Annotated in this window: 14 protein-coding genes; 9 read left to right on the plus strand and 5 right to left on the minus strand. The window is 64.5% G+C overall.

Going from position 1 to position 14316, the window contains the following annotated elements:
- Positions 1 to 12: 12 nt before the first annotated feature.
- Genes AC3WK8_RS09940 through AC3WK8_RS09955 form a run of 4 tightly spaced genes read left to right on the plus strand, consistent with a single transcriptional unit; the run spans position 13 to position 4903 of the window.
- Entirely contained in the window at positions 13 to 1479 is a 1467-nt protein-coding gene (locus AC3WK8_RS09940) for an efflux transporter outer membrane subunit (protein WP_103324725.1), read from the plus strand.
- The gene (locus AC3WK8_RS09945; RefSeq protein WP_103324724.1) at positions 1472 to 2650 is read left to right on the plus strand and encodes an HlyD family secretion protein; all 1179 of its coding nucleotides are present in this window, start codon (positions 1472 to 1474) and stop codon (positions 2648 to 2650) included. The genes AC3WK8_RS09940 and AC3WK8_RS09945 overlap by 8 nt, the downstream gene beginning before the upstream one ends.
- A complete protein-coding gene (locus AC3WK8_RS09950) occupies positions 2647 to 4173 on the plus strand; it encodes a DHA2 family efflux MFS transporter permease subunit (RefSeq protein ID WP_103324723.1) in 1527 nt (508 codons plus the stop codon). Before AC3WK8_RS09945 ends, AC3WK8_RS09950 begins: the two co-directional genes overlap by 4 nt.
- A 13-nt stretch (positions 4174 to 4186) precedes the next feature.
- Positions 4187 to 4903 (plus strand): siderophore-interacting protein, encoded by a 717-nt coding sequence (locus AC3WK8_RS09955; protein ID WP_085597381.1) that lies wholly within the window; start codon positions 4187 to 4189, stop codon positions 4901 to 4903.
- A 71-nt stretch (positions 4904 to 4974) separates the two neighbouring features.
- Here the strand turns inward: AC3WK8_RS09955 and proP are convergent, their stop codons facing one another.
- The gene (gene proP / locus AC3WK8_RS09960; protein ID WP_085597382.1) at positions 4975 to 6477 is read right to left on the minus strand and encodes a glycine betaine/L-proline transporter ProP; all 1503 of its coding nucleotides are present in this window, start codon (positions 6475 to 6477) and stop codon (positions 4975 to 4977) included.
- A 381-nt stretch (positions 6478 to 6858) separates the two neighbouring features.
- On the opposite strand from proP, the gene AC3WK8_RS09965 reads away from it, so the two are divergent.
- Complete coding sequence (locus tag AC3WK8_RS09965; protein ID WP_103324722.1) at positions 6859 to 7893, plus strand: hypothetical protein; 1035 nt, start codon at positions 6859 to 6861, stop codon at positions 7891 to 7893.
- A gap of 24 nt (positions 7894 to 7917) precedes the next feature.
- Here AC3WK8_RS09965 and AC3WK8_RS09970 read toward each other — a convergent pair whose 3' ends face one another.
- The 3 genes from AC3WK8_RS09970 to AC3WK8_RS09980 all read right to left on the minus strand — a co-directional run bounded on the left by AC3WK8_RS09970 (position 7918) and on the right by AC3WK8_RS09980 (position 10135).
- Complete coding sequence (locus AC3WK8_RS09970; protein WP_256592266.1) at positions 7918 to 8679, minus strand: hypothetical protein; 762 nt, start codon at positions 8677 to 8679, stop codon at positions 7918 to 7920.
- A 52-nt stretch (positions 8680 to 8731) separates the two neighbouring features.
- Positions 8732 to 9445 carry a DKNYY domain-containing protein gene (locus tag AC3WK8_RS09975; protein ID WP_103324721.1) on the minus strand — a complete coding sequence of 238 codons (714 nt, stop codon included), beginning with the start codon at positions 9443 to 9445 and terminating at the stop codon, positions 8732 to 8734.
- A gap of 111 nt (positions 9446 to 9556) precedes the next feature.
- On the minus strand, positions 9557 to 10135 hold the full coding sequence (locus AC3WK8_RS09980) for a MarR family winged helix-turn-helix transcriptional regulator (RefSeq protein ID WP_201770009.1): 579 nt from the start codon (positions 10133 to 10135) through the stop codon (positions 9557 to 9559).
- Positions 10136 to 10282: 147 nt separating this feature from the next.
- Here AC3WK8_RS09980 and AC3WK8_RS09985 point away from each other — a divergent pair, with 147 nt between their 5' ends.
- The 4 genes from AC3WK8_RS09985 to hpaI are packed head-to-tail and all read left to right on the plus strand — an operon-like array spanning position 10283 to position 13051.
- Positions 10283 to 10741 carry a VOC family protein gene (locus AC3WK8_RS09985; RefSeq protein WP_022640490.1) on the plus strand — a complete coding sequence of 153 codons (459 nt, stop codon included), beginning with the start codon at positions 10283 to 10285 and terminating at the stop codon, positions 10739 to 10741.
- 19 nt (positions 10742 to 10760) lie between these two features.
- Positions 10761 to 11465 carry a flavin reductase family protein gene (locus tag AC3WK8_RS09990; RefSeq protein ID WP_022640491.1) on the plus strand — a complete coding sequence of 235 codons (705 nt, stop codon included), beginning with the start codon at positions 10761 to 10763 and terminating at the stop codon, positions 11463 to 11465.
- Positions 11459 to 12262, plus strand: a complete 804-nt coding sequence (gene hpaH, locus AC3WK8_RS09995) for a 2-oxo-hept-4-ene-1,7-dioate hydratase (protein ID WP_103324720.1) — start codon at positions 11459 to 11461, stop codon at positions 12260 to 12262. The genes AC3WK8_RS09990 and hpaH overlap by 7 nt, the downstream gene beginning before the upstream one ends.
- 24 nt (positions 12263 to 12286) lie before the next feature.
- Positions 12287 to 13051, plus strand: coding sequence for a 4-hydroxy-2-oxoheptanedioate aldolase (gene hpaI, locus AC3WK8_RS10000; protein WP_103324719.1), 765 nt, complete (start codon positions 12287 to 12289; stop codon positions 13049 to 13051).
- Between the two features lie 213 nt (positions 13052 to 13264).
- Here the strand turns inward: hpaI and AC3WK8_RS10005 are convergent, their stop codons facing one another.
- Positions 13265 to 14308, minus strand: coding sequence for a hypothetical protein (locus AC3WK8_RS10005; RefSeq protein ID WP_103324718.1), 1044 nt, complete (start codon positions 14306 to 14308; stop codon positions 13265 to 13267).
- Positions 14309 to 14316: the final 8 nt, after the last annotated feature.

Consider the following 14316-nt stretch of genomic DNA (forward strand, 5'->3'; position numbering starts at 1 on the left):
AAGGACGTTGTGATGGCTCCTTATCGTTTGCTCCAGTCTGCAACCCTGCTGGGCCTGCTACTGACGCTGCCGGCCTGCATCAGCCCCCGGCACACGCCCGAACCGCCCAAGCTGCTGTCCGCCGACGCCCTCGCGGCCGGCCAGGACCTCACCCTGGCCACCACCCGGAGACCGGCCAGCGACCACGACCTGTGGTGGCGAACCTTCCAGGACCCGGACCTGGATCGCCTGCTCGACGCGGCCCTGGACCATTCGCCCAGCCTGGCTCTCGCCAGTGCGCGCATCAGCCGGGCCGAGGCCGAGGCCAACGTCGCCCAGGCCAATACCCGGCCCGGCCTGTCGGCCATGACCCAGATCCTGCGCAGCCAGGATTCCGAGCACTACAAGACCAGCGCCAGCGAATCCGGCACCTGGCATAGCGACGGCCAGGCATTGCTGCAAGGTCGCTACAACCTCGACCTCTGGGGCCTGAACCGCGCGTTGAACGAAGCGGCGGTGGGTAGCCTGCGGGCCGCCGAGGCCGACCGCGCGGTGGCGCGCCTGGCCCTGAGCGGCAGCCTGGTGGAAACCTGGTTCGCCCTGGCCGGCGTGCTGGAGCAGCAGACCGTGGTCGACCAGGCCCTGGAGCAGCGGCGCAGCATCTACCGCATCAGCGAACAACGCTTGCAGTCCGGATTGGGCACCCAGGTCGACGTGGTCCGTGCCCGCGGCCCCATCCCTTTGCTCGAGGCCGAGCAGGCCCGGCTGCAGGGCGCTGCCCGCGTGTATCAACTGCGCCTGGCGGCCCTGGCCGGCAAGGGACCGGACTGGGGCGAGCAATGGCGGCCTCGCGGCACGGACCTGCGACGCAGCGTGGTATTGCCCGGGCAGCTGCCAGCCGACCTGGTGGGCAACCGTCCGGACGTCATCGCCCAGCGCTGGCGCGTCGAAGCCCAGGCACAGCGCATTGGCGCGGCACGCGCGGCGTTCTACCCGAACATCGACCTGCTGGCCTTCGCCGGATTCCAGAGTTTCAGCTTCCAGAACTTGTTCCACCACGACAGCCGCACCTACGGCGTCGGCCCGGCGCTGACCCTGCCGATCTTCGATGCCGGCCGCCTGCGCGGCCAGTACCAGGCCCAACAGGCCGGCTATGCCGAGGCCGTGGCGAACTACAACCAGGTGCTGGTGGATGCCCTGGCCGACGTCGCCCGCTATCTCTCGCAACTGCAGGCCCTGGAGGGCCAGCGGGTGAAGACCGTGCAGGGCCTGGACGAAGCCGAACGGGCCTATGACCTGGAATACCTGCGCTACCGCCAGAGCCTCACCGACTTCCTGCATGTGCTCGACGCCCAGACCCGGGTGCTCGATGCCCGCATGCAACTGGTCCAGCTCAAGACCGCAGCGCAACAGAACCACGCCGGCCTGTTGCGTGCCTTGGGCGGCCGGACCGAAACCGACAAGAACGTCACCCGACTTGCAGAGACTTCCCATGACTGACGCCTCCCCAACCCCGCCCCCGGCCAAGTCGCGCCGTGGCCTGAACTTCCTGATCATCACCCTGGTGGCCCTGGCCCTGATCCTCGTGGCCGGTGCCTGGTGGCTGCTCTACGGCCGCCTCTACGAAAGCACCGACAACGCCTACGTGCGCGGCGACGTGATCCTGGTCTCGGCCCAGGCCCGCGGCACCGCTACTGCAGTGCACATCCAGAACACCGACACGGTGAAGGCCGGCGACGCCCTGGTGGAGATCGACCCGGTCGACGCCCGCCTGGGCCTGGATGCCGCGACCCATCAACTGGCCCTGACCGTGCGTGCGGTCAACAGCCTGTATGCCGAGGAAAACGACCTGGCGGCCCAGGTCAAGTTGCGCCAGGCCGAGGCCAGCCGCGCCAGCCAGGACCTGCAACGGCGACGCGCGGTGATCGCCCAGGGCGGGGTCTCCGGCGAAGACCTGCACCACGCCGAGGAAGCGGCGCAGGTGGCCCAGTCCGGAGTGCGCGCCGCCGAGGCCAGGCTGGCGGCCCTGCAGGCACGGATTCAGGGGACCACGGTGGAAAATCATCCGCAGGTTGGCGCGGCGGCCGAACGGGTACGCGAGGCCTACCTGGCCCTGGCCCGGACCAAGGTTCCCGCACCGGCCGATGGCCTGATCACCAAGCGTGCCGTGCAAGTGGGCCAGCACATCGAGCCCGGCACCGTGCTGATGGGGCTGGTGCCATTGGACAAGGTCTGGGTGGAAGCCAACTTCAAGGAGTCGCAGCTGGGGCAGATCAAGGTCGGCCAGGCGGTGGAACTGTTCGCCGACCTGTATGGCCAAAAAGTGACGTACCACGGGCGCATCCAGGGCATCGAGGCCGGCAGCGGCGCTGCGTTCGCCACTATCCCGGCGCAGAACGCCACCGGCAACTGGATCAAGGTGGTGCAACGGGTGCCGGTGCGTATCGCCCTGGACCGCGAGGAAGTGCTGCGCCACCCACTGCGCATCGGCCTGTCGATGACCGTCAAGGCGATCCTCGGTGAACCCGGGGAACAGCCCGCGCAAGCCAAGGTGCAAGACAGCACCGGGGTCTACGACAACCTCGAGCAGGGTAGCCAGGCGCTGGTCGAGCAGATCATCGCGCAGAACCTGCAAGCGTCGAAACTCAGCCTGTCGAGGAACGAACGATGATCGCCAAACGTCCCATCGAACCACTGAGCGGCGGCACGCTGTTCCTGGGCGCGCTGGCGATCGGCATGGCCAACTTCATGATGGTGCTCGACACCACCATCGCCAACGTCGCGGTGCCGACCATCTCCGGCAACCTCGGCGTGGCCCCCGACCAGGGCACCTGGGTGCTGACTTCGTTCAGCATTTCCCTGGCCATCGGCCTGCCCTTGACCGGCTGGCTGGTGCAGCGCTTCGGCCAGGTCAGGCTGTTCATGACCGCGGTCGCCCTGTTCGTGCTGGCCTCGGTGTGCTGCGCCCTGGCGCCGAACCTTGGTTCGCTGCTGCTGTTCCGGATCTTCCAGGGAGCGGTGTGCGGCCCCCTGGCCCCGTTGTCCCAGGCCCTGCTGGTGGCGATCTTCCCGCCTGAACGACGCACCTCGGCGCTGGTGGTGTGGTCGATGACCACCTTCCTCGGGCCGGTGTGCGGCCCGATCCTGGGTGGCTATCTGACCGACAACATCAGTTGGCCGTGGATCTTCTACATCAACGTGCCGGTCGGGGCGTTCATCCTGCTGACCCTCGGCCAGGTCCTGCATGGCCGGGACAACCCGACCCGCAAGCTGCCGGTGGATGTGGTCGGCTTGCTGCTGCTGATGGTCGCGGTCGGTTCGCTGCAGATCCTCCTCGACAAGGGCCAGGACCTGGACTGGTTCGCCTCCACGCCGATCCGCGTACTCGCGGTGGTGGCGGTGCTGGGTTTTGCGTCATTGATCAGCTGGGAACTGACCGAGCAGCATCCGATACTCGACCTGCGCCTGTTCAAGGAGCGCAACTACGCCATCGGCACCCTGTGCGTGACCCTGGGCTTTTCCCTGTACTTCGCCTCGCTGGTGCTGGTGCCGCTGTGGCTGCAGACGGAGATGGGCTACACCGCGACCTGGGCCGGGATCGCCACCGCGCCGCTGGGGATCGCCGGAGTGGTGCTGGCGCCCTTCATCGGGCGGCTGATGCAGCACCTGGATGCGCGGATGCTGGCGAGCATGGCCTTCATCTGCTGGATCGGCGCCTCGTTGTGGCGCATGGGCTTCGAGACCGGCCTGGACATCCAGTTCATCGGTTGGAACTCGGTGCTGATGGGCGCCGGCACGGCCTTCCTGTTCACCCCGCTGGTGGCCATTTCGCTGTCGCGCCTGCCACCGGAAAAGATCCCCGCGGCCCTTGGCTTGCAGAACGCCCTGCGCATGACCGGCGCCAGCTTCGCCGTGTCCCTCGGCCCGGCGTTCTGGGACCACCGGGCCCGTGGCCACCAGGTCGACCTGGCCGAACGCATGAGCCCTTTCGATCACTGGAGCGGCCAGGCCCGGGCCAACCTCGACAGCCTCGGCCTGTCACCCGAGGGCGCCCTGGAATGGCTGGGCCGGGCCATCGATCGGCAGGCCCACATGTTGGCGCTCAACGACTTCTCGCTGGCCAGCGCATGGCTGTTCTTCGCCGTGCTCGGCATCGTCTGGCTGGCTCATTCACCCAAGGCGAAAGCCAAGTAGATCCGGAGTATTCATGTTCCTGCGTAAAAAAATGAAGTACGACATCGAAGTCACCGCCATCCATGACCTCACCCCCCTGGTACGGCGCGTCACCTTCAGGGGCGAGCTGTTCGGCGGCGACCTGGAGTGCCAGCCGGCCCAATGGCTGAAGCTGTTCCTGCCCAATGGCGGCAACCCCGCCAGCCGTGCCTACAGCATCCGCCGGCATGATCGGCAAGCGTCCAGCGTCGATATCGATTTCGTCCGCCATGGCCATGGCCCGGCCGGACGCTGGGCGGAACAGGCCCGGGTCGGCGACTGGATCGGCTGCTCGGCATTGCGTGGTGGTTTCCAGCCCCAGGAAGAGGCCGAATGGTTGCTGCTGGCCGCCGATGAAACCGGCACCCCGGCGGTGATGAGCATCCTCGAGAGCCTGGCCCCCGGCGACCGCGCGGTGGTGGTGCTGGAAGCTGCGAGCATGACCGAGCTGCAGGCCATGGACACCCTGGCCACGGTCAACTACGAATGGATGTTCCGCGACGAGCATCCGCACACCACCAACCTGCTGCTCGAAGGCATCGACAAGCTCCAGCTGCCTTCGGGGGTCGGGCAGTTCTGGATCGCCGCCGAAGCCCAGGCGATCAACGAAGTCCGCGACTACCTCACCGACGCCTGCTCGATCCAGCGCCGCCTGGTACGCAGCAAGGGCTACTGGATGCGCGGCGTCGCCGACCACCGCGACCGCGACTGAAGCGCCCTCCTGCTTCTTCCCTGGGGCACGACGTCCAGCCGTGGGCCCGGCGCCGAGCCGGGCCCCAGGTCCTAGTCGATCCGCGGGTGCTGCTGCACCAGGTTCTTGCGCTTGGCCTCGAGCTCGGCGATCTGCGCATCGATGTCTTCGATCTTCTGCTCGATGTTGTCGTGGTGCTCTTGCAGCAACTCCCGGGCCTCCTCGATATCGGCCGCCGCCGGAGCGGCGCCACGCAATGGCTTGTTGGCCGTCTCGCGCATGGAAATACCGGTGATCAAGCCGATCACCGCAATCACCATCAGGTAGTAGGCGGGCATGTACAGGTTCTGGGTGGTTTCCACCAGCCAGGCGGCGATCGTCGGGGTCAGGCCGGCGATCAGCACCGAGATGTTGAACGCACTGGCCAGGGCGCTGTAGCGGATACGCGTGGGGAACATCGCCGGCAACGTGGAGGCCATCACGCCGATGAAGAAGTTGAGCAGCACGGCCAGGATCAGCAGGCCGGCGAAGATTACCCCCAGCACCCCGCTGTTGATCAGCATGAAGGCCGGGATGGCCAGCACGAACAGGCCGACGCTGCCGAAGATGATGAAGGGCCGGCGGCCGATCTTGTCGCTCATGAAGCCGATCAGCGGTTGCACGAACAGCATGCCGACCATGATCGCGATGATGATCAATACCCCGTGGTCTTCGCTGTAGTGCAGGTTGTGCGACAGGTAGCTGGGCATGTAGGTCAGCAGCATGTAGTAGGTGACGTTGGTCGCCACCACCACGCCGACACAGGTCACCAGGCTGCGCCAATGCTGGGTCGCCACTTCCTTGAACGACACCGCCGGGCCCGAGGCCAGGCCTTCGCGGTCACCTTGCTCGAGTTTCTCGACATGCTGCTGGAAGGCCGGGGTCTCCTCCAGGGCATGGCGCAGGTAGAGGCCGATGAGGCCCAGTGGCAAGGCCAGGAAGAACGGCAGGCGCCAGCCCCATTCGAGGAACTTCTCTTCACCCAGGATGGTGGAGATCAGCACCACCAGGCCCGCGCCAAGGACGAAGCCGGCGATCGAGCCGAAGTCCAGCCAGCTGCCGAGGAACCCGCGCTTGCGGTCCGGGGCGTATTCGGCGACGAAGATCGAGGCGCCGGTGTACTCCCCACCCACGGAAAAGCCCTGGGCCATCTTGGCCAGCAACAACAGGATCGGCGCCCAGATGCCGATCGAGGCATAGGACGGGATCAGGCCGATGGCGAAGGTGCTCAGGGACATGATCACGATGGTCGCCGCCAGGACCTTCTGCCGTCCGTAGCGGTCGCCCAGGACCCCGAAGAACAACCCGCCCAGGGGCCGGATCAGGAATGGCACGGAGAAGGTCGCCAGGGCGGCGATCATCTGCACGCTGGGGCTGGCATTGGGGAAGAACACCTTGCCCAGCGCATAGGCGACGAAACCATAGACACCAAAGTCGAACCACTCCATGGCATTGCCCAGCGCGGCGGCGGTGATCGCCTTGCGCATCTTGGCGTCGTCGACGATGGTGATGTCCTTCAAGCCGATCGGCTTGACCCTTTTCTTGCGCGACTTCATAGCAGTTTCCCTATGGCTGGACTGTGCTCATGCATACCTTTGCCCCGGGCCCGAATGGTGGCAGGTACGAGCTGACAGCGAGATGACCAGTGTTCTACCGGCCGGGGCTCCATGCCATCAGATAGCCAGGAATCCGAAAAAATTCACTGTCCATGGCAATTGGCGATTTGTTTGTCCCGTGGTGCCTGCTGGCAGGCCGTACGACAAGGGCGCCTTGCGCTTTCCATCCCTAGGGCTTTAGTGCTATTGAAAACGCCGATCAGGCTGTTCGACAGTGATCCAGTCGACGGCAGGTTGGAACTCCCGGTGCTGCCCATCCACTAACTTCGGTCGCCGCAACTCCAGTACCCAGACATGGCCTAGTGCCGATAAGGACATCCAATGAAAACTCTAAAAAGCCTGCGTTCCTTGGCGATCCTGGCCCCCGCCAGCTTGTTGGCCGCCTGCGCATCGATTGGCGGCCCTGCCAGCCCCGCGCAAAAGAACCCTACCAGCCAACTGCTGGACATGCTCGACCAGGCCACCCGCGAAGGCATGTCCGTGGTGCTGGTGCCGACGCTGATGCCCAACAAGAGCGTGACCGATCTTTCCAGCTATTCGCACCGGGTCATCTTCAAGAACAAGGACATGCCCGGCATCGCCTACATGCAGGCCTTCGCCAACAACGACCTGGAGAAGATCAAGGAGGCGGTCTATCTGTGGGACTTCCTCGAGGTCAACATCATCCCGCCGGGGACGTACCTGTTGTCCGGCGGGATCGACTACAAGATCGACAGCACCCTGGCCGACATCAAGGCGCCCAAGGGCCAGCCGGGGGCCACGCCCTTGGGCGCGGTGAACCTGTCCGCCGTGCTGTATCGCCGGTTCGTCAAGGAAGAGTATTGGCGTGATGCCTCCTATGCCGACAGGACCTATTCCCAGAACGTCTGCAGTGCCGTGCACATGGCGTCCGGCCAATGCGTGAGCTGGTCACAACAGAACTACACCCAGCGCGAGCAGGTCTCCCAGGGCGGTTGGACCGAAGGCACGAAGATTCAGGACGTCCAGTCCATCAAACTGCAAGCGCAGATACCCGACGCCTATGCCCCGCTGGCCTTCACCATCAAGCCGGGCCAGATCCTGCTCAGTGACCGCTTCCACCTGAAGACTCCGGGCGTGCACTACGACCCGAAAACCTGCAAGGCCGTGGACACGCAAAACATCAAGTGCGCCCTGCGGGACATCCAGGTCTACATGCGACCCGCGCCCATGGAGTTTACGCAGAAGTTCATCGATCACGAGCAACCGAAACTCTCCGAGACAGGCCGCCAGGTGCTGGCGCGCATCCAGCCGATGAAGACCCAGGTACTGGGTGAGAAAGGCATGGAGGACCTGGTGTGGGGCCTGCCGGTCAGCCTGAAGAAACCAGGCAAGTAGACCCGTCGCCGCACCGCACCCGGCCTAGGGAACCGGCTCGTCATCGGGCCGGAACTCCACCGTTGCCCCTGCTGCCTGCAGTTGCTCTTGCAGCGCCAGCAGGCGTATGCGCAAGCCACTGCCGACCAGGATTTCGTCCAGCTGCGCCAATGCCAGGGCCTGTGCCAGGGGCACATCGAGCGCGGCGCGGAAAATCTTCACCACCTTGATCTTCTGCGGGCCAATGCCGGTGATGAGCAATTGGCCGCATTGGTAGAGGCTCTGGTCCAGCACTTGCTGCTCGGCATCCGGTTCTGCCGGCTGGTCGCACTCGCTGCGTTGCCGATGGACTTCGCGCCACAGCTCAAGGGCCAGGTCGGTTTCATTCTCGATCAAGTGCAGGGCTTGCGGACTTGCCGGGGCCAGGTCGTGCAATGCCGACAACAACTGGGCGAAACCCTGGAGGCTGGGAGCGATCATCGTCGCCTCCCAATGACCCGCTCCATGCCGGGCAAAGTACACGGGAAAGCCCGCGGCCTGCTCATGGATATCGATGAAGAACGGATCGTCGAAGTAGTTCCTGGCGATCACGTACCAGCCCGGCCGCCAGGCGCCGCAGGTAGAGGCGACAAGGCTTTCGCCGGTCAGGCCATGGGAGCGATAGCCGATCTGGAAGCGCGCCCACTCGCCTAGCGTCGGATAGCTATCCGGCAACTCGAGGTCGCCGGTGACGATGGCTGCGGCCATGAACTCTGCGACCTCGCCCGGCATGGGGTCAGGGAGGTGGTCCTGGTCGGTGCTGGACATACGGCGGATCATCCTGGCTGGTATGGGCGCAGGGCCTGGAGTGCAGGCGCCATCATCTGGACAGTTGCCTGGCCTGGGTTTCATCGAAGCCCTCGGGCGCCAAGTCCTTGATCACAAGATTCATGTGGAAGACCCGGTGCTGGTCTTTCGACCAGGCGCCATGAACATGCCGCCAGGTCGGAAAGTCGGCCCGCGCCAGTTTTCTCTCGGCGAAATAGAGGTTCTTGCCATCACCCGAAAACTCCTCGGTGAGGATTCGCCATTGTGCGGCGAGCACGCCCTTGAGCGGCTTGCCATCGTAGTAGACGGCCTCGCCATCACAGGCATACAGGTCGTTCTCGGCAATGACCCGCAAGGCCATGCAGCGTGGGTTGCCGCTCATCTTCCGGCCGTAGTACCAGGCGCTGTGGTCGTCGGCGCCGTAACTGCCGCCCACATGGCGAAAGCTGCCGGGATCGACGTCCCGCAGGGCCTTGAACGAGGTTTCATATTCGAAGTAGACATGCTGCCGGTCCAGCCAATACAGGCCGACTCGGCGAAAGCTGTCGCGGTCTATTTTCGGCAAGCGGCTCCAGGCGTGGTAAATGCAGGAAGCATCCCGGCCCAGGAAATACTGCTCTTCGCAGAACTCGAATGTCTGCGGATCAGCGGCCGCCAGCTTGCGCCCTTGATGCCAGACCTTGCCCTCGCGAATGGCCCAGTATTGGATCCCGTAGGCACCGACGAACTTATGCTCGGGGAGTGCGGCCAGCTTTTTCCATGTCATCGAAGCGATCCCTGGTGCGAAATGAGGGCGAGGCTACGCCATCTGGCCTTGGGGGCGCTAGACAGGCGCAGGCGACAGCGGATGGCCTTGCAGCCCTGCGGGCGACTGATCTCAATCCGCTTTCAACTGCACCCAGAGCTTGCCAAGAACCTTTTGCAGCAGCGCGCATTCGTCCTGGTCCAGGCTGCTGGTCAGGGATTCGCACATCCCCCAGAACACCGGCAAGGACCGCTCCAGCAACTCGCGCCCCTGCTCGGTCAACTCCAGGGCGAAGCTGCGCCGGTCCTCGGTACTCAGGCGGCGCCTGAGCAGGTCGCGCTTCTCCAGCCAATCCAGCAGGCCAGTCACCGTCGAACGGGTCACGCCAAAGTAATCCGCGATGTAGGACGGCGTGACCGCCTGGCTTTCTATCAGGCCCCGCTCGGCCAGGCCGAAGAACATCAGCAGGTCGAACTTGCTTTCCGATAGCCCGAACGGCGCCAGGCTGGCATTGGCGCGTTGCTCGATGTCATCGCACAGCCAGAGCATCAGCAGGCCCAATCCGGCACGGGATCGATCGGTCGCGCCTTCGGCGGTATCGCGCATCAGGGCGAGGTGGGGACGGGTCGCGGCGGATGCGGCGAAAGATGTTCCGGAGCCTTGCTCGGGACTGGCGACAGGCTTGGATGCAGGTGGTTTTGAGCGGGACATGGGCGACATGGGTCAATGAGGAGGTTGCCAATCATACCAAGGGGAAATAGTATTTTATCCGTATAGTACGCTACACGTACTATATTTCGATATTGCTATCACGCCCCTTCCCGGGGCCAGCGCGTGCAAACCAACAAGGAAAACGCAATGTCCGTGAAAGTTGTTGAGCTTCACCACGTAGGCTTCGGCGTGAACAACGCCCAGGCCGATGCCATGCTGGACTTCTATCGCGATGTCCTTTCACTGCCCCAGGACCCGGCCCGCTGGAAGATCCCGGGTATCTACGGCTCGTGGTTCAACCTGCCCAATGGCACCCAGTTGCACATCCTCGGGTGCGATGGCGTTTCGCAATATGCCAAGCGCCCTGACCAGGACCCGGTCTCCAACCACTTCGCGCTTGCGGTGGAGGATGTACTGGCAGCCGAGAAGGTGCTCGTGGAGCGGGGTATCGAGTACTTCACCCTCGACAATGTGGCCTCGCCCTCCTTGAAACAGCTGTTCCTACGCGATCCGGCCGGCAACCTCATCGAGTTGCACCAGGCCAGCGAGCGGCGCCCTGGCGTCGACTCGGCCAACCAGGACAAGACCCCCACCGCCAATCGCTGAAACCGTTCAGGACATAGCCATGTATTTTGATATGAAGGCGCTGAGCCCGGAGCAGCGCAGCAACCTGGTGCACTCCACCGTGATCCCCCGCCCCATCGCCTGGGTCAGTTCCTGCGATGGATCGGGGGCGGTCAATGTCGCACCATTTTCCTTTTTCAACGTGATGTCGGGAGACCCACCGCTGCTGTGCCTGTGCATCGGCTCGCGCTCGGGAGAACCCAAGGACACCGCGCGCAACATCATCGAGCGTGGAGAGTTCGTGGTTAACCTGGTCTCGGCCCCGATGGCCGGGCGCATGACCGTCACCTCCATCGATTTCGATGCCCAGGTCAACGAGGCCCTCGAGGCCGGCCTGCAGATGCTGCCCGGCCAGCAAGTGAGCATTCCACGCATCGCCTCGAGCCCTTGCTCGATGGAGTGCCGGGTTCGCCAACTGATCGACATCGATGGCGTGCGTACCTTCATCCTCGCCGACATCGTCGGTACACACCTGTGCGAGGAAGCGATCATCGACGTGACCCGCATGTTCATCGACCCGACGTCCATGGCCTTGATCGGCCGGCTGCACAGCCCCGGCTGGTACTGCGAAGTGTCTGCGGATTTCCAGATGCCGACACCGACGCCACAGGCCTGGCAGTCCTTGAAGGCCCAGGGCCGAGAGCAGGAACTGCTGGCATGGCGGGAACCATCCACCTCGCAAACAGGCGCAAAAGAACGATGCTGAATGCCCATGAAATACAGGAATGCGCCAATCGCCTGGATGCCGCCGAACGCTCGCGCGAACAGATTCGCCAGCTTTCCCTGAGCCATCCGGACATGACCATCGCCGATGCCTACGCCATCCAGCGTGCCTGGGTCGAGACGAAACTGGGCCGTGGCCGGAGGATCATCGGGCACAAGATCGGCCTGACCTCCAGGGCGATGCAGATGGCCTCGCAGATCGACGAGCCCGACTACGGCGTGCTGCTCGACGACATGCTCTGGCCCGATGGCGGCGAGATTGCCCGCGAGCGCCTGATATTGCCCCGGGTCGAGGTCGAACTGGCCTTCATCCTCGATCGTCGCCTGGCGGGGCCGGAGGTGACGATGCTGGATGTGCTGGATGCGACGCGCTATGTCGTGCCGGCGCTGGAGATCATCGATGCACGTTCGGAACAGCTCGACCGCGACACCCAGCGGCCGCGCAAGGTGGTCGATACCATTTCCGACAACGCCGCCAATGCTGGGATCATCCTCGGCGGGCGCCCGGTGCGCGTCGACGACCTGGACCTGCGCTGGATCGGCGCCATGCTCCTGCGCAACGGCGTGATAGAGGAAACCGGCCTGGCGGCAGGCGTGCTGAACCATCCGGCCAACGGCGTTGCCTGGCTCTCCCGGCGCCTGGCGGTATTCGACACCGCCCTGGAGAAAGGACACATCGTGCTGTCCGGCTCCTTCACTCGCCCGGTGCGAGCGGAGGCCGGCGATACATTCCACGCCGACTTCGGTCCATTGGGCAGCGTGGGCTGCCGTTTTATCTGAGCACTGCATGTGCAGGAGATAGTCATGCATAACGAATTCAAGCAGGCCCTGGTGACGGGGACTCCCCTGATCGGCCTGTGGCTCGGCCTGGCCAACGGGTACACCGCGGAAATGCTCGGGGGCATCGGTTATGACTGGTTGGTGATCGACAACGAACATGCTCCCAATACGCTGCAATCGACCCTCGCCCAGTTGCAGTGCCTGGCGGCGTCCCCTACCCATGCGGTAGTCCGGGCGGCCAGCGACGATGCCGTGGAGATCAAGCACTTGCTCGACCTGGGGGCCCAGACGTTACTGGTTCCCATGGTGGAAAGCGCCGAGCAGGCGGCCAGTATCGTTGCCGCCACCCGCTACCCTCCCCATGGCATCCGCGGCGTGGGAGCGGCATTGGCCCGCGCCTCGCGATGGCAGCAGATCCCCGGCTACCTGGCGACGGCCGATGAACAGATTTGCACCCTGGTGCAAGTGGAAAGCCGGGCCGGCATCCAGGCCTTGGCGGAGATTGCCAGGGTCCCGGGGGTCGATGGCGTGTTCATCGGGCCTGCCGACCTGGCCGCCTCCCTCGGTCACCTGGGTAACCCGGCACATCCCGAGGTGCAGGACGCCATCGCAGGAGCCATCCGGGAAATCCGTGCGGCCGGCAAGGCCCCCGGGATTCTCACCAGCGACGCGGCCATGGCCCGGCGCTACCTGCAGTTGGGTGCCGTGTTTGTCGCCGTGGGCTCCGATGTGGGGTTGCTGGTGAGTGGCGCCAAGGCACTCAGGGAAGCATTTGGGCAGGTGCCTTGACCCCGGGGCCGGGATACCCGGCCTGCGGGTCGATGCCCCGATGATTGCTGCGGGTGGAGATTGCCCCGGTACTCGAGACAGAACCTGGCGAAGGGAAGCGAAAGGACCTGCTGCCAGGGTCGGGGCAGATGAAAAAACTCGGCCTTTGCACTGCGCTGGCAAGCCCTTCAAGGTCGTCTTGCGGCGGCCTTGAAGGGCCTGGGCTCGGCGCCGCTATTTGGACAACGACAACGGTACGCCCCAGATCGGGTCTTCCATGCCTTGCTTGCCCAGCGGCGTGATCTGCATGGGCTGGAGCCTGGACAGCAGTTGCCGGTGCTTGTCGCTCAGGACCCGTTGCTCGATGAGATTCTGCGTAAAGCTCATGGGCGCCGGCCAGGTGTAGACGGTCAGGTTGTCCAGCGGACACTCGATCTTCTTCGGATCGATCGCCCGGCACTTGGACTGCTGGTACTTGTAGCCAGGAGTCTTGAGGTGCATGCGCGGGGCCAGCAGCAATTGCCCGCCCTGGAGGGTGAAGCTGGCCAGCGCCTTGTCGACCGGCAAGCGCGCCTGGACCTTGATCGACGGCACATCGCGGGAATCGGTCTGTTGGTAATACCCGGCCCCAGAGCCCTGCGTCGTCTGGGTATATTGCTGCTCGCCCCAGGCCACGCAGGCGCCAGACGCCACGTGCACGGTGGTACAGACCTTCTCGGTCTTGATCTCGCTGCCATAGGTGGCGTCCTTCCAGACCTCTTCCCGGTAGTACTCGCGATAGAGTTCGGGGGACAGGTAGGCGGTGCCATTGGCGCCACGACCCGAACCGGGCGGGCCGCTACGGGCGCCTATCTGGTCGAGCAAGCCGTGGATCTGGTAGTCGTCGCCACCGGTCAGCAGGTATTTGCCGGGGGGCAGGATATGCACCTCGAAGGCCTTGAACAGGTAGGTCTCGCCAGGCTTTCTCTGCAGCGCGTTGGTCTGGAACTTGCGGCCGAAGGTGATCTTCGGGTCCTTCTCGTATTCCCAGATCGCTGTCGGCGTCCACTGGGTCATGGTCAGCGCATCGCTCAGCGACTTGTGCGGCATCACGTCGGCCACCAGCACCACCGCCATGTTCGCCTTCAGCGCCGCGTCCACCTGGTCCAGCAACTGCGCGTAGCGCGGATCGTCCATGCTGCCGTAGGCGCCCGAACCGAGGTCGGACACGCAGCCGGAAAGGGAAAGAGAGAGAAGCAGTGCAGCGGGCAGGGTAAAACGCGGCCAGGACAGTTTCATGTATCGAT

It is taken from the genome of Pseudomonas sp. FW507-12TSA, from assembly GCF_058781435.1.